The 21,813-nt window shown below is 70.3% G+C and carries 23 protein-coding genes; 9 read left to right on the forward strand and 14 right to left on the reverse strand.

Annotated elements, in window-relative coordinates; genetic code table 11:
* Nucleotides 1-275: 275 nt before the first annotated feature.
* From trpS to ACIBEA_RS11050, 3 genes are all read left to right on the forward strand, one after another.
* A complete protein-coding gene (gene trpS / locus ACIBEA_RS11040) occupies nucleotides 276-1,289 on the forward strand; it encodes a tryptophan--tRNA ligase (protein WP_399259547.1) in 1,014 nt (337 codons plus the stop codon).
* 151 nt (nucleotides 1,290-1,440) lie between these two features.
* Nucleotides 1,441-2,028 (forward strand): 2'-5' RNA ligase family protein, encoded by a 588-nt coding sequence (locus tag ACIBEA_RS11045; RefSeq protein WP_399260111.1) that lies wholly within the window; start codon nucleotides 1,441-1,443, stop codon nucleotides 2,026-2,028.
* 214 nt (nucleotides 2,029-2,242) lie between these two features.
* Complete coding sequence (locus ACIBEA_RS11050; RefSeq protein WP_399259548.1) at nucleotides 2,243-3,199, forward strand: YihY/virulence factor BrkB family protein; 957 nt, start codon at nucleotides 2,243-2,245, stop codon at nucleotides 3,197-3,199.
* Here ACIBEA_RS11050 and ACIBEA_RS11055 read toward each other — a convergent pair.
* A complete protein-coding gene (locus ACIBEA_RS11055; RefSeq protein WP_399259549.1) occupies nucleotides 3,147-4,412 on the reverse strand; it encodes a D-alanyl-D-alanine carboxypeptidase family protein in 1,266 nt (421 codons plus the stop codon). The genes ACIBEA_RS11050 and ACIBEA_RS11055 overlap by 53 nt on opposite strands.
* Nucleotides 4,413-4,533: 121 nt before the next feature.
* Between ACIBEA_RS11055 and ACIBEA_RS11060 the strand changes: the two genes are divergently transcribed.
* The 3 genes from ACIBEA_RS11060 to ACIBEA_RS11070 all read left to right on the forward strand — a co-directional run bounded on the left by ACIBEA_RS11060 (nucleotide 4,534) and on the right by ACIBEA_RS11070 (nucleotide 7,957).
* On the forward strand, nucleotides 4,534-4,788 hold the full coding sequence (locus ACIBEA_RS11060; RefSeq protein WP_399259550.1) for an SCO4848 family membrane protein: 255 nt from the start codon (nucleotides 4,534-4,536) through the stop codon (nucleotides 4,786-4,788).
* A 5-nt stretch (nucleotides 4,789-4,793) separates the two neighbouring features.
* Nucleotides 4,794-6,266 (forward strand): metallophosphoesterase, encoded by a 1,473-nt coding sequence (locus ACIBEA_RS11065; protein WP_399260113.1) that lies wholly within the window; start codon nucleotides 4,794-4,796, stop codon nucleotides 6,264-6,266.
* Between the two features lie 131 nt (nucleotides 6,267-6,397).
* Complete coding sequence (locus tag ACIBEA_RS11070) at nucleotides 6,398-7,957, forward strand: ABC transporter substrate-binding protein (RefSeq protein WP_399259551.1); 1,560 nt, start codon at nucleotides 6,398-6,400, stop codon at nucleotides 7,955-7,957.
* Nucleotides 7,958-8,044: 87 nt separating this feature from the next.
* Here ACIBEA_RS11070 and ACIBEA_RS11075 read toward each other — a convergent pair whose 3' ends face one another.
* From ACIBEA_RS11075 to ACIBEA_RS11120, 10 genes are all read right to left on the reverse strand, one after another.
* The gene (locus ACIBEA_RS11075) at nucleotides 8,045-8,866 is read right to left on the reverse strand and encodes a TetR family transcriptional regulator (RefSeq protein WP_399259552.1); all 822 of its coding nucleotides are present in this window, start codon (nucleotides 8,864-8,866) and stop codon (nucleotides 8,045-8,047) included.
* Nucleotides 8,848-9,279, reverse strand: a complete 432-nt coding sequence (locus ACIBEA_RS11080) for a thiol-disulfide oxidoreductase DCC family protein (protein ID WP_399259553.1) — start codon at nucleotides 9,277-9,279, stop codon at nucleotides 8,848-8,850. Before ACIBEA_RS11080 ends, ACIBEA_RS11075 begins: the two co-directional genes overlap by 19 nt.
* Nucleotides 9,280-9,282: 3 nt before the next feature.
* A complete protein-coding gene (locus ACIBEA_RS11085) occupies nucleotides 9,283-9,687 on the reverse strand; it encodes a hypothetical protein (RefSeq protein WP_399259554.1) in 405 nt (134 codons plus the stop codon).
* A 413-nt stretch (nucleotides 9,688-10,100) separates the two neighbouring features.
* Nucleotides 10,101-10,616, reverse strand: coding sequence for a hypothetical protein (locus tag ACIBEA_RS11090; RefSeq protein ID WP_399259555.1), 516 nt, complete (start codon nucleotides 10,614-10,616; stop codon nucleotides 10,101-10,103).
* A gap of 55 nt (nucleotides 10,617-10,671) precedes the next feature.
* Nucleotides 10,672-11,274 carry a Uma2 family endonuclease gene (locus tag ACIBEA_RS11095; protein ID WP_399259556.1) on the reverse strand — a complete coding sequence of 201 codons (603 nt, stop codon included), beginning with the start codon at nucleotides 11,272-11,274 and terminating at the stop codon, nucleotides 10,672-10,674.
* Nucleotides 11,275-11,480: 206 nt separating this feature from the next.
* Nucleotides 11,481-12,248, reverse strand: a complete 768-nt coding sequence (locus ACIBEA_RS11100; protein ID WP_399259557.1) for a succinate dehydrogenase iron-sulfur subunit — start codon at nucleotides 12,246-12,248, stop codon at nucleotides 11,481-11,483.
* Entirely contained in the window at nucleotides 12,248-14,011 is a 1,764-nt protein-coding gene (gene sdhA, locus ACIBEA_RS11105; protein ID WP_399259558.1) for a succinate dehydrogenase flavoprotein subunit, read from the reverse strand. The genes ACIBEA_RS11100 and sdhA overlap by 1 nt, the downstream gene beginning before the upstream one ends.
* Nucleotides 14,012-14,022: 11 nt before the next feature.
* Complete coding sequence (locus ACIBEA_RS11110; protein ID WP_399259559.1) at nucleotides 14,023-14,514, reverse strand: succinate dehydrogenase hydrophobic membrane anchor subunit; 492 nt, start codon at nucleotides 14,512-14,514, stop codon at nucleotides 14,023-14,025.
* Nucleotides 14,515-14,519: 5 nt separating this feature from the next.
* On the reverse strand, nucleotides 14,520-14,900 hold the full coding sequence (sdhC, locus tag ACIBEA_RS11115) for a succinate dehydrogenase, cytochrome b556 subunit (protein ID WP_330332151.1): 381 nt from the start codon (nucleotides 14,898-14,900) through the stop codon (nucleotides 14,520-14,522).
* 152 nt (nucleotides 14,901-15,052) lie between these two features.
* Nucleotides 15,053-15,616, reverse strand: a complete 564-nt coding sequence (locus ACIBEA_RS11120) for a 2-oxo-4-hydroxy-4-carboxy-5-ureidoimidazoline decarboxylase (protein ID WP_399260115.1) — start codon at nucleotides 15,614-15,616, stop codon at nucleotides 15,053-15,055.
* Nucleotides 15,617-15,973: 357 nt separating this feature from the next.
* Between ACIBEA_RS11120 and ACIBEA_RS11125 the strand changes: the two genes are divergently transcribed.
* Nucleotides 15,974-16,753 carry an RNA polymerase sigma factor gene (locus ACIBEA_RS11125; RefSeq protein WP_399260117.1) on the forward strand — a complete coding sequence of 260 codons (780 nt, stop codon included), beginning with the start codon at nucleotides 15,974-15,976 and terminating at the stop codon, nucleotides 16,751-16,753.
* Nucleotides 16,753-17,793, forward strand: coding sequence for a hypothetical protein (locus ACIBEA_RS11130; RefSeq protein ID WP_399259560.1), 1,041 nt, complete (start codon nucleotides 16,753-16,755; stop codon nucleotides 17,791-17,793). Before ACIBEA_RS11125 ends, ACIBEA_RS11130 begins: the two co-directional genes overlap by 1 nt.
* Before the next feature lie 192 nt (nucleotides 17,794-17,985).
* On the opposite strand, the gene ACIBEA_RS11135 is transcribed toward ACIBEA_RS11130, so the two are convergent.
* Nucleotides 17,986-18,867: a peptidoglycan-binding protein gene (locus ACIBEA_RS11135; RefSeq protein ID WP_399259561.1), complete on the reverse strand. Its 882-nt coding sequence runs from the start codon at nucleotides 18,865-18,867 to the stop codon at nucleotides 17,986-17,988.
* Nucleotides 18,868-19,070: 203 nt separating this feature from the next.
* On the opposite strand from ACIBEA_RS11135, the gene leuE reads away from it, so the two are divergent.
* On the forward strand, nucleotides 19,071-19,721 hold the full coding sequence (leuE, locus tag ACIBEA_RS11140; RefSeq protein WP_399259562.1) for a leucine efflux protein LeuE: 651 nt from the start codon (nucleotides 19,071-19,073) through the stop codon (nucleotides 19,719-19,721).
* A gap of 34 nt (nucleotides 19,722-19,755) precedes the next feature.
* Here leuE and ACIBEA_RS11145 read toward each other — a convergent pair whose 3' ends face one another.
* A complete protein-coding gene (locus tag ACIBEA_RS11145) occupies nucleotides 19,756-20,292 on the reverse strand; it encodes an NUDIX domain-containing protein (protein ID WP_399259563.1) in 537 nt (178 codons plus the stop codon).
* Between the two features lies 1 nt (nucleotide 20,293).
* Nucleotides 20,294-21,649, reverse strand: a complete 1,356-nt coding sequence (locus tag ACIBEA_RS11150; RefSeq protein ID WP_399259564.1) for a tetratricopeptide repeat protein — start codon at nucleotides 21,647-21,649, stop codon at nucleotides 20,294-20,296.
* Nucleotides 21,650-21,813 lie beyond the last annotated feature (164 nt).

Consider the following 21,813-nt stretch of genomic DNA (forward strand, 5'->3'; position numbering starts at 1 on the left):
CTCCGGGGGCGCCTCAAACGCCGGCGAGGCTGGATGTGGCCGGGGCCTGCCCGGGGCCACCTCGGCCGCGCCGGTGTCCGAGGCGCCCCCCGGAGGGGTGGGGGGCGGGCGGAAAGCGGTCGCTTGATTCGCACAAGATCAAGCCGACCGGGTACGCGCGAGTACGCGGGGTCACGCCCGCACCGCACCGCCCCGCACAGCGCAGAGGCGCCGGAGCCAATCGATTCCGGCCAGCGCGGGCCGAAGACCGCCCCCGCACCTGAGAGAATGGGCCCATGGCCTCTGATCGTCCCCGCGCGCTCTCCGGTATCCAGCCCACCTCCGGTTCGTTCCACCTCGGGAACTACCTCGGAGCGATTCGGCAGTACGTCGCCCTGCAGGAATCCCACGACGCCTTCTACATGGTCGTCGACCTGCACGCGATCACCATGCCGCAGGATCCGAAGGAACTCCGCGCCAATACGCGGCTCTCCGCCGCCCAGCTGCTCGCCGCCGGTCTCGACCCCGAGCGCTGCACCCTCTTCGTCCAGAGCCACGTGCCCGAGCACGCGCAGCTCGGCTGGGTCATGAACTGCATCACCGGCTTCGGCGAGGCCAGCCGGATGACCCAGTTCAAGGACAAGTCCGCCAAGTCGGGCGCGAACAACGCCACCGTCGGCCTGTTCACCTACCCGATCCTGCAGGTCGCCGACATCCTGCTGTACCAGGCGAACTCCGTCCCGGTCGGCGAGGACCAGCGCCAGCACATCGAGCTGACCCGCGACCTGGCCGAGCGCTTCAACCAGCGCTTCGGCCGGACCTTCACCGTCCCGGCCGCCCACATCGTCAAGGAGGTCGCGAAGATCTACGACCTCCAGGACCCGGCGATCAAGATGTCGAAGTCCGCGTCCACCCCCAAGGGCCTGATCAACCTCCTCGACGAGCCCAAGGCCACCGAGAAGAAGATCAAGAGCGCGGTCACCGACACCGAGGCCGAGATCCGCTTCGACGCCGAGAAGAAGCCCGGCGTCAGCAACCTGCTCACGATCTACTCCACCCTCACGGGTACGGCGATCCCCGTCCTGGAGGAGAAGTACGAGGGCAAGGGCTACGGCGCGCTGAAGACCGACCTGGCCGAGGTCATGGTGGACTTCGTCACTCCGTTCAAGCAGCGCACGCAGGAGTACCTGGACGACCCGGCGACCCTGGACGACGTCCTCGCCAAGGGCGCGGAGAAAGCCCGCGCGGTCGCTTCCGAGACGCTGGCGAGCGCGTACGACCGACTCGGTCTCCTGCCCGCGAAGCACTGACGGCGCCGGTCGCGAACCGCTGGGACCTGCGACTCTGGCCGTTTGGATGCGCTGGCCTCACACTGGGGGCGGAACACCGCGCACAGGCGACGCACAGACGCATGACGACGACCGCATGCGGATCACGGATCAGATCACCGAGGAGACATACGTGGGGACCGTAACGCTCGGCGTTTCGATCGCGGTCCCGGAGCCGTACGGCAGCCAGCTCCAGCAGCGGCGCGCCGGCTTCGGGGACGCTGCCGCGCACGGCATCCCCACGCACGTCACCCTCGTACCGCCGACCGAGGTGGACGCCGAGCGGCTGCCCGCGATCCGGGCCCACCTGGCCGAGGTCGCGGCGGCCTTCCGTCCCTTCGCGATGCGGCTCTCGGGCACCGGTACCTTCCGGCCGCTCTCGCCCGTGGTCTTCGTCAAGGTCGTCGAGGGCGCCACGGGCTGCACCCGGCTCCAGGGCCAGGTCCGCGACCCCGGGGGCCCGGTCAGCCGGGAGCTGGCCTTCCCGTACCACCCGCACGTCACGGTCGCCCACGGGATCTCCGAGGAGGCGATGGACCTGGCCTTCGAGTCCCTCGCCGACTACGACGCGGACTGGACCTGCACGGGCTTCGCGCTCTACGAGCAGGGCTCCGACGGGGTCTGGCGCAAACTGCGCGAGTACCCGTTCGGGACCGGTCCGACGGGCGTTCCGGCGCAGGCCGGGTCACCGGTCGACGAGCCGACCGCGCACCGCGCCTGACCCCGCTCCCGACCCTGCTCCCGACCCTGCTCCTGCCCCTGGGGCCGGCCGACCGGACGCAGCGGCCGCAGGCCCACCATCGTGTGGAACCGGAGCTTGCGCAGGAGCAGGTCGTGGAACGGGCGAGCCGTCAGGCGGAAAGTCACAATCGACGACCGTAGCGCCCAAAAGCCACAATCCCGGCTATTTCGGGAGGCTGAATTACGGTGACCCCATGGACTGGCTGACGAAACTCCCTTTGATCGGGCCCCTGGTGCGTCGCCTCATGCGGACCCACGCGTGGCGTTCGTACGAGCGTCTGGACCGGGTGCGCTGGAGTCGGCTCGCCGCGGCCATCACCTTCATCAGCTTCCTCGCGCTCTTCCCGCTGATCACGGTGGCCGCCGCCGTCGGAGCGACGCTGCTCACCGCCGACCAGCTCGACCGGCTGGAGGCCAACCTGGCCAAGCAGGTCCCCGGGATCTCCGACCAGCTCGACATCGACGGCCTGGTCCACAACGCCGGCACGGTCGGCCTCGTCGCCGCCGGGATCCTGCTCTTCACCGGCATCGGGTGGGTGGGCTCCATGCGCGGCTGCCTGCGCGCGGTCTGGGAGAAGGACGACGAGGACGACGGGAACCCCTTCGTCCGCAAGGGCAAGGACGCCCTCGTCCTGATCGGCCTCGGCGGTGCGGCCCTCGGCTCGGCCGCCGCCTCGATCGTCGGCTCCAGCGCGGTCGGCCGCTTCGGGAAGTGGCTGGGCATCCCCGACCACGGCGGCGGCGGCGCGGTCCTGCGCGCCGCCGCCTTCGCCGTCGGGGTGCTGGCCGCCTTCCTGCTCCTGCTGTACGTCCTGACCCTGCTGCCGGGGGTCCAGCCGCCGCGCCGGCGCCTGGTCCAGGCGGCCCTGATCGGCGCGGCGGGCTTCGAACTGCTGAAGCTGCTGCTCAGCGGCTACATGCGGGAGGTCGCGGCCAAGAGCATGTACGGGGCCTTCGGCGTCCCCATCGCCCTGCTGCTCTGGATCAACTTCACCGCGAAGCTGCTGCTCTTCTGCGCCGCCTGGACGGCGACCCGCGACGACGCCGACGGCGACGGCGCGGAGGACGCCGAAGCCGACAGCGACGGAGCGCAGGACGTCAGCTCGGGTCCCCGCCGCGCGCCTGGCGGCCCCGCGGCCACCGCCGGTTGACCAGGAACGCCCCGGCGGCCAGCACCGCCACCACGGCGCCCGCGATGCCGAGCGCCGTGCCGAGCCCGCCGCCGCCCTCCTCGCCCGCCGCGGCCGACGTGTTGTTCTCGTGCGACTGGGCGGGGGAGCCGTGCGAGGAGGTGTCCGCGCTCTTCGGTGGCACCAGCTCGCCGACCGGCTTCACCTTCCCGACCGCCGCGAAACCCCAGTCGAAGAGCGTCGCGGTCTCCTCGTAGACCGAGTTGACGCCGCCCGCGCTCGGATTCATCACGGTCACCACGAGCTTCTTGTCACCGCGCTGCGCGACCCCGGTGAAGGTGGACCCGGCCATGGTGGTGTTGCCGTTCTTCACCCCCGCGATGCCCTTGTAAGGGCTGATGCCGCCCGCGCCCGTCATCAGCCGGTTGGTGTTCTGGATCTCGAAGGAGTCGCGCGGCTGGCCGGGCCGCTGCTCGCCCGGGAACTTCGCGCTGGCCGTGGCCGCGTACTCCCGGAAGTCCTTCTTCTGCAGCCCGGAGCGGGCGATGAGGGTCAGGTCGTAGGCGCTGGACACCTGGTCCGGGGCGTCGTAGCCGTCGGGCGAGATGACGTGCGTGTCGAGCGCCTGCAGCTCCTCGGCGTGCGCCTGCATGTCCTTGACGGTCTTCTCCACGCCGCCGTTCATGGCCGACAGCACGTGCACGGCGTCGTTGCCGGAACGCAGGAACACCCCGAGCCACAGGTCGTGCACGGTGTATTCCTGGTCCTCCTTGACCCCGACCAGGCTGCTGCCCGCGCCCATCCCGGACAGCTCCTGCTGACTGACCTTGTGCACCTGGTCCTTGGGGAGCGTGGGCAGCACGGTGTCCGCGAAGAGCATCTTCAGCGTGGAGGCCGGGGGCAGCCGCCAGTGCGCGTTCTGCGCCGCCAGCACCTCGCCGGTCTCCGCGTCCGCCACGATCCAGGAACGCCCCGTCAGGTTCGTCGGCAGCGCGGGCGCGCCCGGCATCAGGTTGACCTGCGGGCCCGGCTGACCCAGCAGGCTGCCGCCGATCCCGGACATCTTGGGGGGCGGTGCGGGCGCCTTCACGGGGGGCTTGCCGCCCTTGTCGTCCGAGGACGGCGTGGGGGTGGGCGTGGGCGGGGGAGTGACGGCGTACGCGGGGGCCGCGACCAGGGCGGGCAGCAGCAGCGCGGTGGAGAGGACCGTCAGCGCGGTCTTTTTGGCAGACACGCACGAGAACGTACATCCCCTCGCCGCGTCAGCCGGTCCGCTCCGGCCAACCCGCCGCAACCACCGCCGGGACAGCCCACCCCGACGCGTCCGTCCTGGGGACGGAACCGATACTGGGCCCATGAGACTCAGCCGCGCCGCATCCTGGTTCCTGCTCGCCTTCGGGGCGTGGTCCTGGTTCATCTGGACGACCTTCGTTTCGAACCTGTGGAAGGACGGCAGTGGGCTGGCCTTCGACGACGCCGGTGAGCCGACCGCGTACTTCTGGGTGCACCTGATGCTCGCCATCGCGTCCTTTCTCCTGGGGACGGGTGTGGGGATCATCGGGTTGCGTGGGGTGCGGGCGCTGCGGCGTGGATCACGTGGTGAGCGGTGACCGTCCTGGTCTTCGCGCTGGTGGCGCTGGCGGTGCTGGCCCTGTTGGTGCTGGTGCACCGGTGGGTGTGGGTCCGGCTGGTGCGTGACACGACCGCGCCGGGCGGGTGGGCGCGCCGGGTGCTGACGGGGTGTGTGGTCGGGCTGCCGCTGTTGTCGGTGGCGGCGCTGGTCGCGGGGCGGGCGGGGGCGCCGTTCTGGGTCCAGCGGGGGGTTTCGTGGCCGGGGTTCATGTGGCTGGCGCTGCTGTTGTACCTGGTGCTGGCCCTGCTGGTGGCGGAGCCGCTGCGGCTGTTCCTCCTCCGCCGGGCCGCCTCCGGCGGGGTCGCTGGTGTCGGGGGTGGCGCGCCCGCCGGGGCCGAGGGTGGCGTGGCCCCCGCCGGATCCCCCCACGCCTCCGGCGGCGCCTCAAACGCCGGCGGGGCTGAGGGTGGCGGGGCTGAGGGGGGTGCGCCCGCTGGGGTCCGTTGTGCCTCCGGCGGCGCCTCAAACGCCGGCGGGGCTGACGGTGGCGGGGCTGGTGATGGGGGTTCCGGGCGGGCGAATTCAGCCTCGCCGGCGTTTGAGGCGCCGCCGGAGGCTGCGTCGGCCCACCCGGCGCCGCAGGGCTCCCCACAGGCCGGCCCCGGCGAGGTCGGCTCCGGGCCCGGGAGTACCCGGCGGGTGTTCGTGGCGCGGGCGCTGGCCGGCGCGGCGGTGGCGGCCGCGACGACCACCGTCGGCTACGGCACGTACGGCGTCCTGCGCGGCCCCAAGGTCAAGCGCGTCACCGTCCCCCTCGCCAAACTCCCCCGCGCCGCCCACGGCTTCCGCATCGCCGTGGTGAGCGACGTACACCTCGGCCCGATCCTCGGCCGCGCCCACACCACCCGCATCGTCGAGGCCGTCAACGCCACCCAGCCGGACCTGATCGCGATCGTCGGCGACCTCGTGGACGGCTCGGTCCACGACCTCGGGTCGGCCGCCGAGCCGCTGGCCCGGCTGCGCGCCCGGCACGGCAGCTTCTTCGTGACCGGCAACCACGAGTACTTCTCCGGCGCCCAGCAGTGGGTGGACCACGTCCGCGAGCTCGGGCTGCACCCGCTGGAGAACGCCCGCCAGGAGCTGCCGTACTTCGACCTCGCGGGCGTCAACGACGTCGCCGGCGAGAGCGAGGGGCACGGCCCGGACTTCGACCGCGCCCTGGGCGGCCGCGACCGCGACCACCGCACGGCCGTGCTCCTCGCCCACCAGCCGATCGTGATCCACGACGCGGTCCGCCACGGGGTGGACCTGCAACTTTCGGGGCACACCCACGGCGGTCAGCTGTGGCCGGGAAACTACCTCGCGGAACTCGCCAACCCGACCGTCGCGGGTCTGGAACGATACGGGGACACGCAGCTTTACGTGTCCCGGGGAGCCGGTGCGTGGGGACCCCCCGTAAGGGTGGGGGCACCCTCTGACATCACCGTCGTTCAACTCGCCTCATACCAGACATAATTCCTCGGACCCGGCACCGAAACGCCCTTCCACCTCCGAATTTTCCGTGATTGGGTGACCGGTAATCGGATAAATATGCGCCAGCAGCGGACGAGCGGCTCGGCGCGGGGTGGGCTATGAGGAGTTCTGGGATGCTGCGGTCTGTCCGCTCCAAGATCATCGCGGCCGGGCTGGTCCTGGGCACAGTGGGGGCCGGAGCCTGGGTGCTGCTGCCCGACGACGCCGCCGGGCATGGCGCGATCACGGTGGGTACGACCGACTCGGTCTCCTCGCTGGACCCGGCGGGGGCGTACGACGCCGGGTCCTGGGCCCTGTACAGCAACGTCTACCAGTCGCTGCTGACCATCAAGGCCGGATCGGACGTACCGGTCCCGGACGCGGCCACGGCGTGCAAGTTCATCGGGGCGAAGCTCACCACGTACCAGTGCGAGCTGCGCACCGACGTGAAGTTCGCCAACGGGCGCACGATCACGGCCGAGGACGTCAAGTTCTCCATCGACCGGATCAAGGCGATCAACTCCAAGCAGGGCCCGGCGCCGCTGTTCAACACCCTGGAGTCGGTCAAGGCCGAGGGGCGGACGGTCACCTTCAACCTCTCCGCCCGTGACGCCACCTTCCCCTTCAAGATCGCGACGGGCGCCGCCGCGATCGTCGACAAGGACAAGTACCCGGCGAAGGGGCTGCGCGAGGACGACAAGGTGGACGGCTCCGGGCCGTACGTCCTGGGCGCCTACAAGGACGGCGCGAGCGCCGAGCTGAAGCCGAACCCGGCCTACAAGGGCGCGGTCAAGTCGGCCAAGGCGCCGGTCACGGTCAAGTACTTCAAGGACTCCGACTCGCTGAACGCGGCCTGGAAGGACAAGGGGATCCAGGTCGCCCACCGCGACATGCCCCCGGAGGTCCTGGCGGCTCTGAACCCGAGCCTGAAGGACACCCGCTACCAGGAGTCCGGCGGCACCGAGACCCGCAGCATGGTCTTCAACGTCCGCCCGGGCTCGGCGACGGCGAAGCAGCCGGTCCGCCAGGCGATCGCCGCCCTGCTCGACCGGTCGAAGATCGCGGGTGACACGTACAAGGGGACGGTCACCCCGCTGTACTCCACCGTCCCGGCCGGCATCGCGGGTCACAGCACGCCCTTCTTCGACACCTACCCGTCGCCGAACGCCGCGACCGCGAAGAAGATCCTCAAGGACGCCGACATCCCGACCCCCATCAGCTTCAAGCTCGGCTTCAACGTGCGCGGTGCGAACGTCCCCGAGGCGGCCGAGATCAAGAAGCAGTTGGAGTCCTCGGGCCTCTTCCAGGTGCAGACCGAGGCCGTGCCGGTGTGGGAGGACTTCCAGCGGGACTACGCGGCGGGCAAGTTCGACGCCTACACCATCGGTTGGATCCCCGACTTCCCGGACGCGGACAACTTCACCGCTCCGCTCGTCGGCGCCGACTCCAGCATGAACAACGGCTTCGCCGACAAGACGGTGGGCGACCTGATCACCCGTACCCAGTCCTTCTCGAACCGCAGCGAGGCGGCGAACGACTTCCGCGAGCTCCAGCGGGTCGTCTCCCAGCAGATCCCGATGCTGCCGATCTGGCAGAAGAAGGACTACGTCCTCTCCCGCGAGGCCGTCACCGGGGCGCAGTACCTCTCCGACGGCACGGGCGTGTGGCGCCTGTGGGAGCTGAACTGGCTGTGAGGCCGGGCGGCCGCCGGGCCGTAGGGGCCAAAGGGGCCGCGGGGCCCCGTCGGTGGGAACGGATCGCAGCGGGAGGCGTCGGACGACTCAGTCGTCCGACGCCTCCCGCGTTCCCGCCCTGTCGGCCTTCTCGGCCCTATCCGCCTTGTCAGCCTTGCCCGGCTTGGTGAAGCGGGACGCCTTCTTCGTGGAGGCGGCGGCCTGGGCCATGCCGGGCAGGAAGTCCGCGAAGAGCTCGTGCAGTTCGCGCACCAGCGGCCGCAGCACCCGGAAGCGGGCCAGGACGATCCCGCGCGTGGTCAGCTGCGCGCCGCGCTCCGCCAGCCGCCGGGTCTTCTCGCTGTTCTCCGAGCGGTCGAAGACCCAGTAGAGGACCAGCCCCATCTGCGAGAGCCACATCAGCTCCGGCAGTACGTCGGCCAGTTCCTCGGGCACCTTGGTCTTCGCCCCGGCCAGGACTTCCTTGTGCATCTCGATCGCCTGGCGCCGCGCGGGCTCGGACTCGGCCGAGAACGGGCTGAGCGGACTCTCGGGGTCCGCCGCGTTCTTGAAGAACTGCGCGGCGAACTCGTGGAAGGGCTCCGCGATGTCCAGCCAGCTCAGGAAGACTCCGGCGAGCCGCTTCTGCAGGTCGCTCTCGCTCTCCAGGATCGGCCGGACGGCAGCCTGGTGGGAGCTGCCGATCCGGTCGTAGAACCCCTGGACCAGGTGTTCCTTGGACTCGAAGTAGTAGTAGGCGTTGCCCACCGAGACTCCGGCCTCCTTGGCGATGCCCCGCATGGTCGTCTTGTCGTAACCGCGTTCCTGGAACAGCTTCAGGGCGGTTTCGAGGATCAGCGTGCGGGTGTGTTCGCTCTTGGGAGCCTTCTGATCAGTCACGGTGTCCGACCTTATCGGGGTACGGCGCATTGGTCGTCACAGGCGACCTCGGCGGCAGGATCCTGCGAGGAACGGACGGCTCCGCGCCAGGCGGCCGCCGCGAGCATCGTGGCCCGGGCGAAGGGCCGTCCGGTGGTCGTGGCCAACCAGTTGGCCTTGGGGCGGTGTTCGAGGAGGGCCCACAGGGTCACGATGAAGGCGTCCGTGCCGGTCCACACCTGGCCGCGGTCCCCGATCACCGTGATCTCGCGCCGCGTCGCCGCGTGGTCGAGTCGGGGGAAGCGGTTCCGGGCCCCCTGCGACCCGGCGGGGATCAGTGCCAGGGGGACCAGGCAACGTTGGCTCAGCAGCCAGTTCCTGATGTGCACGCAGAGCGGGCACTGGGCGTCGTAGAGGACGACGAGCTTCTGTACGGGCGCACTCGCCACCCCGGCGGTGAGCATCGGTCAGGCTCCGGCCGGGGCGGTCCAGCCCTGCGGCGCGACCGGCGGGGTCTGCTGGCGCTCCATGATGCCCCGGCGGCGGATCTTGTTCAGCACCCACACGTTGCCGAGGTGCATGACGCCGAGGACGAGCAGGACGACGCCGAGCTTGACCGAGAGGGCCTCGAAGATCCCGCGGGCCTCCAGGATGGCGTAGTCGGCCTGGAGGTAGAGGGCCACGAAGCCGAGGTTCACGAGGTAGAACCCGACGACCAGCAGGTGGTTGACCGCGTCGGCGAGCTTTTCGTTGCCCTGGAGGACGTCGGCGATGAAGATGCGGCCGTTGCGGGTGAGGGTGCGGGCCACCCAGACGGTCAGCCCGACGCTGACCAGCAGGTAGATGACATAGGTGAGGACGGTGAGATCCATTGCCCCGGCTCCTTGAACGTGTTCAACTGCTTGATGTGCATGACTGTAGACCTGTTTTTGAACACGTTCAAGCGAATGGCGCGAGCAATCCTCGACCGGCCGCGGCTCGGCCGACGCGCTTCGGGGTGCGGGGCGCTGACGCGCGATGCCCATGGGGGAGCTGCTGGCGACGGGCGCGAGCCCGGCCCAGGGCTGTCACCGCATGGAGGGATTGATCGGCGGGGGCGCGGGCGCGGGCGCCCGCGCGGTCCGCTCGGCCCCGCGCGCTGCCCGCTACGGCGCTGTTCGCGGACCGGCGGGTCCCGTACCTGCCCACGGACCCCGGAGGGCCGCCCACGGGGCGCCCTGCGCGTCCTGGGCGGCATGCCGAGGGGCCATCGTGGCGGCGGTGCCGGCCAGGAAGCGGCGAGCCCTCAGATGCTGAGCGAGCGGGCGTAGTTGAGCTGGTTCATCACCCAGGGGAAGGTGTTCATGTCGACGGCCGGGATCATCGTGGCGTGGTGGCGACCACCGCTGGTCACCGTCACCTGGATGTAGCCGCTGGTGACCTTCTCCTTCATCAGGAGGAAGAGCAGGCCGAGCAGGCAGAAGACGGCGAAGACGACCGCGAGCACGATGGACGAGGTGGGGATCTTCTCCTCGGTGCGCGAGAAGTCCGTGGCGTTCCACATCGCGCCCCTGAGCGGCATGGTCCCGCTCGGGGTGATGATCTGGTCCCCGGCGACGGTGATGTCCCCGAGGGCGAAGGACGCCATCCCGGGCGCCGCGTACGGGACGCCCTGACCGCCGATCGTGGGCTGCTGGTAGGGCGGGGCGTCGGGATAGGGCTGGGGGTATCCGTAGCCCGGGTTGCCGGGCTCCCACTTGGGCTCGCCCGATCCGCCCTGCCCGGGATCGCCTGCGTACGGGTTCGGCTGCTGCTCACTCATACGGCCGATCTTTCCACAGTCCCCGCACGGCTCCCACGGCCTCGCGGACCGCCGCCTACGGGGCGGTGAGCTCCCCGGTGATCGTCAGCCCCTTGGCGGGGCCGTCGGGGATCGTGACGGGGGTGCCGTAGCCGACGCGGCTCTTCGACCCGTACGCACCCTTGGCCGGGTCGGGGGAACTGAAGACGGTGACCGTACCGCCGTCGTCGAAGTCGTCGATGACGATGTACACGGGGATGCCGGCCTGGGCGTATCGCCGTTGTTTGCGAATGTGGTCCCGCCTGTGGGCGTCCTTACCGGGCGAGACGATCTCTGCGACGAGCGGTACCCGGGTGGCGTCCACGCCCAGATCCTCTTCGTCGGGAATCTCGTCAAGATCTCGCGGGCCCACGAAGAGATCGGGGATGCAGACCTTGCGGCCGTGGATGACGTTGATGTCCTGGAAGACCTTGAGGTCGCCTTCGAGATGGGCGTCCAGGGCCCATCGCAGACGGCTGGTGAGTAGGCCATGGCGGCGACGGCCGGTGGGAGACACCTCGATGAACCCTTCGATGATCTCGGCCCGGTAGCCCTCCGGAAGGTCCATCGCCTTCCAGGCCTGCCAAAGGACCTCATCGAGCCCCGGGTCATATGGGGTCTCATGGGCAAGAGCGGACATGGGAAGCACCTCCTTCTCTCAGTGTGGGTGCGGACAGCGCTTCGGTACAAGCGACGTCGGGGACCGTACCGCCGTTCGCCCGTCGCCCCGGTGCGATGAAAGGTTCATCCGGGGGATCTCCACCCTTACGGGGACCGGTACGCCGAAGGCCCCGCCCCGGTGCGAACACCGGGGGCGGGGCCCTCGTACGAGAACTGACCCGGGGGTCAGAAGCGGCGCGTGATCAGGGCGCGCTTGACTTCCTGGATGGCCTTCGTGACCTCGATGCCGCGGGGGCACGCGTCGGTGCAGTTGAAGGTCGTGCGGCAACGCCACACGCCGTCCTTGTCGTTCAGGATCTCCAGGCGCTGCTCTCCGGCCTCGTCGCGCGAGTCGAAGATGAAGCGGTGCGCGTTGACGATCGCCGCCGGGCCGAAGTACTGGCCGTCGTTCCAGAACACCGGGCACGAGGACGTGCACGCGGCGCACAGGATGCACTTGGTGGTGTCGTCGAAGCGCTCACGGTCCTCGGCGGACTGCAGGCGCTCGCGCGTCGGCTCGTTGCCCTTGGTGACGAGGAACGGCATGACGTCCCGGTACGCCTGGAAGAAGGGCTCCATGTCGACGATGAGGTCCTTCATCACCGTGAGGCCCTTGATGGCCTCGATGGTGATGGGCTTCTCCGGGTTGAGGTCCTTGATCAGCGTCTTGCAGGCGAGCCTGTTCTTGCCGTTGATCCGCATCGCGTCGGAGCCGCAGATGCCGTGCGCGCAGGAGCGGCGGAAGGTCAGCGTGCCGTCGAGGTCCCACTTGATCTTGTGGAGACCGTCGAGCACGCGCTCCTTCGGGTCGATCTCGACCTGGAAGTCCTGCCAGGTCGACTCTTCCGAGATCTCCGGGTTGAACCGGCGGATCCGGAAGGTGACCGTGATGAACGGGGAGGCCGCGGCCGCCGCTTCCATCTCGTCCGTCTTGGACATGGTCGGGGTGGCCATCAGTACTTACGCTCCATCGGCTGGTAGCGGGTGACGACGACGGGCTTGTAGTCCAGCCGGATCGTGTCCTTGGCGTCCGGCCCGTCGCCGACGACCTCGCGGTACGCCATGGTGTGGCGCATGAAGTTGACGTCGTCGCGGTTCGGGTAGTCCTCGCGGTAGTGGCCGCCGCGGGACTCCTTGCGCGCCAGGGCCGAGACGGCCATGACCTCGGCCAGGTCGAGCAGGTTGCCCAGCTCGATGGCCTCCAGCAGGTCCGTGTTGAACCGCTTGCCCTTGTCCTGGACGGACACGTGCAGGTACCGCTCGCGCAGCTCCGCGATCTTCTCGACCGCGGTCTTGATCGTCTGCTCGGTGCGGAACACCATCACGCAGGCGTCCATCGTCTCCTGGAGCTCCAGGCGCAGGTCGGCGACCCGCTCCTTGCCCGTGGAGTTGCGCAGCCGCTCGACCTGGTCGATGACCTGCTGCGCCGGGTTCTCCGGCAGCTCGACGTAGTCGTTCTCCGCCGAGTACTTCGCCGCCGCGATGCCCGAGCGCTTGCCGAAGACGTTGATGTCCAGCAGCGAGTTGGTGCCCAGGCGGTTGGCGCCGTGCACGGAGACGCAGGCGACCTCGCCGGCCGCGTACAGGCCCGGGACGACGGTGGTGTTGTCCGACAGGACCTCACCCTCGACGTTGGTCGGGATGCCGCCCATGGCGTAGTGCGCGGTGGGCTGGATCGGGATCGGGTCCGTGTAGGGCTCGATGCCGAGGTAGGTGCGCGCGAACTCCGTGATGTCGGGCAGCTTGGCGTCCAGCTGCTCCGGCGGGAGGTGCGTCAGGTCCAGGTACACGTGGTCGCCGGCCGGACCGCAGCCGCGGCCCTCACGGATCTCGGTGTAGATGGAGCGCGAGACGACGTCACGGGACGCGAGGTCCTTCATGACCGGCGCGTACTTCTCCATGAAGCGCTCGCCGTCCTTGTTGCGGAGGATGCCGCCCTCACCGCGGGCGCCCTCCGTCAGCAGGATGCCCATGCGCCAGATGCCCGTCGGGTGGAACTGGAAGAACTCCATGTCCTCCAGCGGCAGACCGCGCCGGAAGCAGGCCGCCTGGCCGTCACCGGTGAGGGTGTGCGCGTTGGAGGTCACCTTGAAGAACTTGCCCGTGCCGCCGGAGGCGTAGATGACGGACTTCGCCTGGAAGACGTGGATCTCGCCGGTCGCCAGCTCGTACGCGACGACGCCGGCCGACTTCTGGACCCCGTCCTCCTCCACGAGGAGCTGGTCCAGGACGTAGAACTCGTTGAAGAACTCCACGCCCTCCTTGACGCAGTTCTGGTACAGCGTCTGGAGGATCATGTGGCCGGTGCGGTCCGCGGCGTAGCAGGACCGGCGGACCGGGGCCTCGCCGTGGTTGCGCGAGTGGCCGCCGAAGCGGCGCTGGTCGATGGTGCCGTCCGGGGTGCGGTTGAACGGCAGGCCCATCTTCTCCAGGTCGAGGACGGCGTCGATGGCCTCCTTCGCCAGGATCTCGGCGGCGTCCTGGTCGACCAGGTAGTCACCGCCCTTGACCGTGTCGAAGGTGTGCCACTCCCAGTTGTCGTCCTCCACGTTGGCGAGCGCGGCGGCCATGCCGCCCTGCGCCGCGCCCGTGTGGGAGCGGGTCGGGTACAGCTTCGTGAGCACGGCGGTGCGGCTGCGCTTCGTCGACTCGATGGCCGCGCGCATGCCCGCGCCACCGGCGCCGACGATGACGGTGTCGTACTTGTGGATCTTCATCAGGATTCGCCTCAGCCCGTGCCGCGGATGTTCGGGTCGAAGGTGAAGATCACCAGCGTGCCCAGAAGGATGGTGAACACCGTGGCGGTGTAGAGCAGGCCCTTCAGCCACAGCCGCGTGTTGGCGCGCTCCGCGTAGTCGTTGATGACGGTACGCAGACCGTTGGCGCCGTGCAGCATCGCCAGCCACAGCATCAACAGGTCCCAGCCCTGCCAGAACGGCGAGGCCCAGCGGCCCGCCACGAAGGCGAAGCCGATCTTGGACACGCCGCCGTCCAGCACGAGCTGGATGAGCAGGTGGCCGATGACCAGGACGACCAGGACGATGCCCGAGAGGCGCATGAAGAGCCACGCGACCATCTCGAAGTTGCCGCGGGTCGCGCGGGGGGTCTTGCTGGTGCGCTTGCGCGGGGCCTCGATGTACGGCGCCGGGTTGTCGACGTCGTAGAGGCTCACGCCCTCCACGTCGCTGATGCCCTGGGCGGAAGAAGTGTCAGAAGACATGCGTGTCACTTCCCGAACAGTTCGAGGTAGGCGTGGTGCAGGACGGGGTACACGGCCCCGGCCATCAGCACGACCCAAACGCCCACCACGGACCAGAGCATCTGCTTCTGGTAGCGGGGGCCCTTGGACCAGAAGTCCACGGCGATGACACGGAGACCGTTGAGCGCGTGGAAGAGGATTGCGGCGACGAGGCCGTACTCCATCAGCGCGACGATCGGCGTCTTGTAGGTAGCCACGACATCGTCGTACGCCTCGGGGGAGACGCGGACGAGAGCGGTGTCGAGGACGTGTACGAACAGGAAGAAGAAGATGAGGACGCCGGTGACTCGATGAGCCACCCAGGACCACATTCCTTCCCGGCCGCGGTACAACGTTCCAGCCGGCACGGAAAACCCTCCGGAAGCGGGGCGGGGGCCAGCCGGCTTCATTGTCGGTCGGGCCCGGCCGGGTACGGTCCTCCGGCCCCGGACATCGTAGCGACGCTTTGTCGGTTCCCTTGCGCGGGGGCCATCGGTGTGATCAAACAGGCACGGACGGACTATCCCACAGGAGCGAAACGCCCCAATTCAGACGCGTCGTCGGTGGTTCCGGCACCGGCCCCGCCCGACATGTGGAGAAAACCCACGAGGTGGGCGAGTCGCGAACACGCGACCCGGCGCAGTTCGTCGGCCGAGGTGGCCCGCTCCTCGTCCACCTCGTGCGCCATCCGCCGCCGGATCGCGGCCAACACCTGGTGCGCGTGCTCATCGGCCGGGTGCCCGTCGAGGCAGATCACGAAGGCGTGCCCGAACTTCCGCTCGTACTCCGCGTGCGCCGCGCCCAGTGCGAGGTGCGCGGCGTACGGGGCGTCGGGGGCCAGCTCCGCCGAGGACTCCTGGGCGAGTGCCTGGGCCAGGTCCGCCTGGCGCAGGTCGTACGCCGCCTCGTCCGCGGCGGCCAGCAGCGCGTCCAGGTCCGGGTACGGCCGGTGCTCGGCCACCCGGTGCGCCCAGCGGTCGCTGCCGCAGCAGCGCAGCAGGGCCTCCCGGGCGGACTCGGCCGACGCCGCGTTGAACCGAGCCAGCGCGCTGCCGCGGACCTGCGCCGGAAGGTGGCTGGACAGCGTGGGGCTCCTCGGGATGCTGGTGGGGTGTCACGCCACGCTATCGACGCGGAGGCCCGGGCGACGTACCCAACCGCGGATTTCACCCGGAAGAGAGCCGAAAGGAGGAGATGGGGCGGGTTGTGGAGGGGAAGGCGACCGAGACCGCCACCCCCCACAGGAGAGGCCCCGGCCGCCATCCGTTACGGGCTCGTGCGACAAGCCCGTACCCCTGTCAGCGCCGCGAGTGCGTTTTGTGTCACACCTCGCTTCGCGCACGGTTGGTTGCAGGTTGTACAACGCGTGGACGGGAGCCGCGACACGCCGTAACGTGCTGATTTGCGCCAGACGTACAGGACAGTGAACGGGTTGGGGACTTTGCTGGGGGACGACGCGGAGCTGACCGCCGCGGTGCTCGCGGCACAGGACGGCGACGAGAGCGCGTTCCGGACTGTGTACCGCGCGGTGCACCCGCGACTGCTGGGCTATGTCCGCACGCTCGTCGGGGACGGCGACGCCGAGGACGTGACCTCCGAGGCCTGGCTGCAGATCTCGCGCGACCTCGACTCCTTCACCGGCGACGCCGACCGCTTCCGCGGCTGGGCCGCGCGCATCGCGCGCAACCGCGCCCTCGACCACATGCGGATGCGCGGCCGACGCCCCGCCATCGGCGGCGACGAGAGCGAACTCACCGGCCACGCCGCCGACTGCGACACCGCGGGCGAGGCCATGGAAGCCCTCTCCACCGGCCGCACCATGGCCCTGATCGCCCAGCTCCCGCAGGACCAGGCGGAGGCCGTCGTGCTGCGCGTGGTCGTCGGCCTCGACGCCAAGAGCGCGGCCGAGACCCTGGGCAAGCGACCCGGCGCCGTACGGACGGCGGCGCACCGCGGGCTCAAGCGGCTCGCCGAGCTGATCGTGAGCGAGAACGACCTCGGGGCGGGCGACGGGGCGGGCGACGGGCGCACCGCGGGCCTCGGGGATAATCGGCCGGGCCGCACCGGTGACGGAGGCGGCAGCGGAGCCGCGGGAGCCGCCGGGGACACCGGTGGCGGCCGGGATCTGGACGCCGTACCCGCCCAGCGGGCCCGGTTCGGAGGACTCGCGGAGCGAACCGGTGTGACGCATTCACGTTGGCGGACGCAGAAGGACATGTGATGGCCGACGATCGCACCAGGTGGCTGGACAAAGCCGCGGCGGACAGACTGCTGCGCGGTGAACCGGTGGACCCGAGCGGCGACTTCCGCACCCGCGCGGACGCCGCCCGGCTGCGCGACGCCTTGGACTCCCTCGCTCCCCGCGCGGCCGCCACGACCGAACTGCCCGGAGAGGCCGCCGCGCTGGCCGCCTTCCGCGCGGCGCACCCGGACCGTGCGGCCGGCCGATCGGTCGGCGCCGCCGCCGGTGCTGTCGGTGGTGCTGTCGGTGCGGAGCCGCTGGTCGCCATCGTTCCCGTACCGACGCCGGTCGCGGTCGGGGCAGCGGTCGGGGCCGCCCGTGCCCCGCGCCGGGTCGGCGCGTGGCGACTGGGCCTCGCGGCCGCCGTCGCCAGCGTGGCCATCGGCGGCGTCGCGGCCAGCGCGGGCTCCGGCCTCTTCGACCGCGCCCTGCACCTGAACGCCGGCCCCCTGCCCTCCGCCGACGTCAGCGTCGAGCCCACCCCGGAGCCGGTCGGCGGCACCGCCGCACCGAGCGTCGAGGCGCCCCGGTGGTCGCGGCCGTCGGACGCCGGCAGCACCCCGGGCGGCCCGCACACCCCGGGCCCGGATGTCCGCGCCACCCCGGGCGCCACCGGCGCCGCGGCGAGCGGCGGGAACAACGGCGGAGCGGGCGGTACGGACGGCACGGGCGCCACCACGGGCAACGGCGCGGGCAAGGACAACCGAGAGCACTTCGGGATCACCGAGGGCGGCGGCGCCGGCGAGGGCAAGGACGCCCTGCGCGGGGCGGCCGACCTGTGCCGCGACTTCCGCTCCGGGCGGCTGAACGGCGACCGGGAGAACCGGCTGAACCTGTTGGCCAAGGGTCGCCAGAAGGTCCAGCGCTACTGCGACGAGCTGCTGAGGACCACCCCGGCCACCCCGCCGAAGGGGACGGGCCCGACGGACACGCTTCCCGTTCCGGGCCCCGGCCCGGGCCCGGGCACCGGGGACCCGTCGGGTGCGGCGGGCTCGCTGGGCCTGCGCCTGCGGCGCTGAAAGACGTCCCGCACACCTGCTCTGAGCTGGCTGTAACACTTTTCGAACCACCGGCGCAGTAACAAGTGAGCCGACTGGTCATCGGCCGCGCATGAGCCGGGGTTCCCCCCGTACCCCTGGGCTCTGCGCAACCTGGCGCGGGCGGGGTTCGTTCCCCCGGCCCTGCCCGCGCCTCTTACTTCCGTCCGCCGGTCACCAGTAGACGACGACCTTGTCGCCGACCTTCACCTGGTCGTAGAGCGCCGACAGCTTCGCCTTGTCGCGCACGTTCACGCAGCCGTGCGAGGCACCCGCGTAGCCCCGGGCCGCGAAGTCCGACGAGTAGTGCACGGCCTGGCCCTCGCTGAAGAACATCGAGTACGGCATCGGCGTGTGGTAGATCGTCGAGACCCAGTCCTTCGCCTTCCAGCCCACCGCGAACTCGCCCTCGCGGGTCGGGGTGTTCTCCGAGCCGAAGCGCACGTCCATCGTGGAGACGACCTTGCCGTCGATCATCCAGGCCAGGGTGCGGCTCTCCTTGCTGATGCACATCACCCGGCCCTTCATGCAGCGCGGGTCCGGCGCGTCGACCTGGTTCGTCGTCGGCGACATCTCCTCGGCGGTGGGCTTCTTGCTGACGCTCTGGACCTTCTTCCAGGTGGCGTCGTCCACCGAGCCGGACACGGTCAGCTGGTGCTTCGTCTGGAAGGACTTGACCGCCGCGATCGTCTTGGAACCGTAGAAGCCCGTGGGCGTCGCGCTGAACATGCCGAGCTGCTTGAGCCGCGCCTGGAGCTCGCGCACGTTGTCGTCCTCCGTGCCCTCGGCCATCAGGTACTTGGCCTGGGAGGCGGAAGCGGAGGCGGAGGCCGAGGGGGACCCGGACGCCGAAGCGGAAGCCGAGGGTGAGGCGTCGCCCGGCTTGTTGTCCTGGGCCGACGGCGAGGCCGGCGTCGAGGCGGCAGAGCTGGAGGAGGCCGGCCCCTTCGCATCCGACTTGTGCGGCCCGCAGGCGGTGGCGGTGGCGGCGAGAGCCACCGCGGTGGCCACTCCGAGCGTGCGGATGACGACTCTCTGGCGGTTCAGGCGGTGCATGGCAGGTCCCCCGGTTTCTATGACGTGTAACTAGACGATGCCTCGCGGGCGCGGATAGTTGCGGGCGCTCCCGGGATGTTGCGCCTTTGTGACCGGAGGCCGCTGCGGAGACGTTCTACCAGGCCGGGCCCCCTCCCCGCGGCGGGCAACGGGGCGTGTACGGGCACTATGTTTCGGCCACCTGGTTCTGAGACACTCCGGACATGTATGGCGTCACAGACCTTCCGACCTACCTCGCCGGCCTCGTCCTGATCATCCTGCTGCCCGGCCCCAATTCGTTGTACGTGCTGTCCGTGGCCGCCCGGCGCGGTGTACGGACCGGGTACAAGGCCGCCGCCGGGGTGTGGACCGGGGACACCGTGCTGATGACGCTGGCGGCGGTGGGGGCGGCCTCGCTGCTCCAGGCCAGCCCGGTGGTGTTCGGGGTGGTGAAGGTGCTGGGCGCCGGCTACCTGTCGTGGCTGGCGGTGGGGATGCTGCGGGGGGCCTGGGCGATGTGGCGGGCGCGGGGGGCGGAGCCGGAGGTGGTCGCCGCCGCTGCCGCCGCGCCCTCCGGTCCGGAGCGCCCGTACCGCCGGGCGCTGCTGATCAGCCTGCTCAACCCGAAGGCCATCCTGTTCCTGATGTCCTTCTTCGTGCAGTTCGTGGACCCCGCGTACCCCTACCGGGGGCTGTCGTTCCTGCTGCTGGGGTCACTGCTGCAGGTCGGCAGCTTCCTGTACCTCACGCTCCTGATATTCGGCGGCACGAAGCTCTCGGAGGCCTTCACCCGCCGCCGCCGACTCTCGGCCGGAGCCACCTCGATGGCGGGCGTCCTCTTCCTCGGCTTCGCGGCGAAACTGGCGATGAGCTGAGGCCTGGGGGTGCGGGGGCGGGGGGAGGCCCTGGTCAGGCTGCCGACCATCCGCTCAGGGAGACCGCTTTCTCGCCTCTCAAGTAGTGGTGAAGGGCGTTGGCCGTGGTGTCGACGAAGGCGTCGGGGATGGCGGCGACATCGATCCAGCGGACCTGGGAGTGCTTGCGGGGTTCGCGGTTCTCGGGTTCGCCGGTCCATTCGTGGGTGGCGAAGACGACCGTGAGGAAGCCGTTGGGGGCTTCGACTCCCCAGGCGCCGTGGATGACGTGGGCGACCTTGAGGGACTCCGGCTTCACCGTGAGGCCCGTCTCCTCGTGAAGCTCGCGGACCGCCGTCTTGGTGATGGGCTCACCCGGCTCGCTCTTGCCGACGGGGAGGTCCCACATGCCCTGGGCGAACTTGGCGTTCTCGCTGCGCTGGAGGAGGACGATGCGGTTGGTGGCCCTGTCGTGGACGATGACGGCCGCGACCAGCAGGGTCATGGAGTCGAGTGCCGGCTTGAGGGCTTGGGAGCGGTCGTCGGTCTGCTGGGCCACGGGGTTCCCTTCGTCGGGCGGGTTGTTGGGCATGTTAGGCGAGGGCCTCGCGGGCGCAGCGGGCGAGATCGGAGGCGCCGGGGACGCGGCGGCGCTGGTAGACCGCGAGGGTCGAGCGGATCGAGGAGATCGCCTTGCGGGTGCGTTCGGAGGTCACGCCCTCCATGAGGACGAGGGCCTGGGCCCAAGCGGCGACCGCTTCGTCGGCGCGGGCCTGGGCGGCGAGGCTGTCTCCGAGATCGGCGTGGGTGAGCGCGTGGACGCGCTTGTACTTCTCCGGGTCCCACCGGGTGAGCGCGTCGCGGTGCTGCTGCTCCGTGCCGAGGTGGTCCGCGAGATCGGTGAGAGTGCGGGCGGTGTGGCTGGCCACCGTGCCGGCGGCCGGCCCGCTGACGCGCGAGAAACTGGGCTGGGGCCCGTCCTCGCGTTGGAGGGCGTCCTCGGCGGCGAGGAGGGCGCGTCCGGCCGAGGGATTCTCGCCGACGGCCGCGTATGCGCGCGCGTGGGTGATGTGGAGGAGGGCTTCGGTCTGGCCGTCGACGTGGCCGAGGCCGAGCCGCAGAGAGCCTTCGACCAGTTCCACACAGTGCTGGGGCTGTTTGAGGCTGAGGGCTTGGTGGGCGAGGGCTCGCATCATCCAGGCTGCGTGGCCGTGGGGGTCGGCTTCGCAGGCGAGCTGGTAGCCGACCTGGTAGTAGCGCTGGGCGGCGCCCTCGTTACCGAGGTCGTGATGCTTCCACCCAGCCAGGTAGGCGAGTTCGGCGACGGCTCCAAAGGCCGCCTTGCGAAGCGGTTCCGAAGGGAAGCGCCCACGGAGCATCGGGGCTGCCGTGTCTGCGAGGTAAGCGGTGACCGTGGTCAGGCCGTGACCGCCGCCGAGGCGTTCGTCAGCGGCGCTGAAGGCTTCCGTGATCTGCCGTACGACGTCGATGTCGACGCTACCGACCAGGGAGCGGGCAGTGCGGGCGCGGAGCATCCGGGAGGTGGCTTCGTGGTCGTGCAGGAGCGGCATGGCCACGCCGGCCGTGGTGAAGGCGGCGATGGCCAGGAAGCGCCGGCGTTCGACGTCCGCCCGCCCCAGGTCCGTGATGGCGGTGACTGGGTCGGTCTCCGGTGATGACTGCGCGTCGGGTGAGCGGAGGCCGATCTCGGTCGGGGTGACGACGCGGTCCAGCCGTCGGGAGAGGGCCTCGGCCAGGTACTGGCCTGTCCGGCCGGAGGGCGAGCGGGTGCCGTTCGCCCAATGGGAGATCGCCGACTTGTTGGTCTGGAGCAGCTCGCCGTTTTCGGCGGCGATGCGGCGGACGTCTCTGGCGAGCGCGTCGTACGTGCACCCGGCGGACTCGATGGTGTCGCGCAGGCGGGGGTTGGGGGTGCTCGGCGCCTTCACGATTGCCTCCGGTCCGGAGCTGTAAACCGCGTATACCGCTTGGCCTCCGTCACACCGTACCCACTCTGCGTAGCCGGCGGTTCACTTATCGATAGCTGCCCCGCTTTCGAGCCGGGCGGCCCCCAAGTTCCGTACGCCCTCACGGGCTCGGGCATCCCTATGCC

Source organism: Streptomyces sp. NPDC051555 (assembly GCF_044454405.1).
Lineage (GTDB): Bacteria > Actinomycetota > Actinomycetes > Streptomycetales > Streptomycetaceae > Streptomyces.

Excerpts from the sequence above, each read along its gene's own strand:
- trpS (WP_399259547.1), top strand. The coding sequence starts at position 276 with ATGGCCTCTGATCGTCCCCGCGCGCTCTCCGGTATCCAGCCCACCTCC.
- ACIBEA_RS11050 (WP_399259548.1), top strand. The coding sequence starts at position 2,243 with ATGGACTGGCTGACGAAACTCCCTTTGATCGGGCCCCTGGTGCGTCGC.
- ACIBEA_RS11060 (WP_399259550.1), top strand. The coding sequence starts at position 4,534 with ATGAGACTCAGCCGCGCCGCATCCTGGTTCCTGCTCGCCTTCGGGGCG.
- ACIBEA_RS11070 (WP_399259551.1), top strand. The coding sequence starts at position 6,398 with ATGCTGCGGTCTGTCCGCTCCAAGATCATCGCGGCCGGGCTGGTCCTG.
- ACIBEA_RS11075 (WP_399259552.1), bottom strand. The coding sequence starts at position 8,866 with ATGCGCCGTACCCCGATAAGGTCGGACACCGTGACTGATCAGAAGGCT.
- ACIBEA_RS11080 (WP_399259553.1), bottom strand. The coding sequence starts at position 9,279 with ATGCTCACCGCCGGGGTGGCGAGTGCGCCCGTACAGAAGCTCGTCGTC.
- ACIBEA_RS11085 (WP_399259554.1), bottom strand. The coding sequence starts at position 9,687 with ATGGATCTCACCGTCCTCACCTATGTCATCTACCTGCTGGTCAGCGTC.
- ACIBEA_RS11090 (WP_399259555.1), bottom strand. The coding sequence starts at position 10,616 with ATGAGTGAGCAGCAGCCGAACCCGTACGCAGGCGATCCCGGGCAGGGC.
- ACIBEA_RS11095 (WP_399259556.1), bottom strand. The coding sequence starts at position 11,274 with ATGTCCGCTCTTGCCCATGAGACCCCATATGACCCGGGGCTCGATGAG.
- ACIBEA_RS11100 (WP_399259557.1), bottom strand. The coding sequence starts at position 12,248 with ATGGCCACCCCGACCATGTCCAAGACGGACGAGATGGAAGCGGCGGCC.
- sdhA (WP_399259558.1), bottom strand. The coding sequence starts at position 14,011 with ATGAAGATCCACAAGTACGACACCGTCATCGTCGGCGCCGGTGGCGCG.
- ACIBEA_RS11110 (WP_399259559.1), bottom strand. The coding sequence starts at position 14,514 with ATGTCTTCTGACACTTCTTCCGCCCAGGGCATCAGCGACGTGGAGGGC.
- ACIBEA_RS11130 (WP_399259560.1), top strand. The coding sequence starts at position 16,753 with ATGGCCGACGATCGCACCAGGTGGCTGGACAAAGCCGCGGCGGACAGA.
- ACIBEA_RS11135 (WP_399259561.1), bottom strand. The coding sequence starts at position 18,867 with ATGCACCGCCTGAACCGCCAGAGAGTCGTCATCCGCACGCTCGGAGTG.
- leuE (WP_399259562.1), top strand. The coding sequence starts at position 19,071 with ATGTATGGCGTCACAGACCTTCCGACCTACCTCGCCGGCCTCGTCCTG.
- ACIBEA_RS11145 (WP_399259563.1), bottom strand. The coding sequence starts at position 20,292 with ATGCCCAACAACCCGCCCGACGAAGGGAACCCCGTGGCCCAGCAGACC.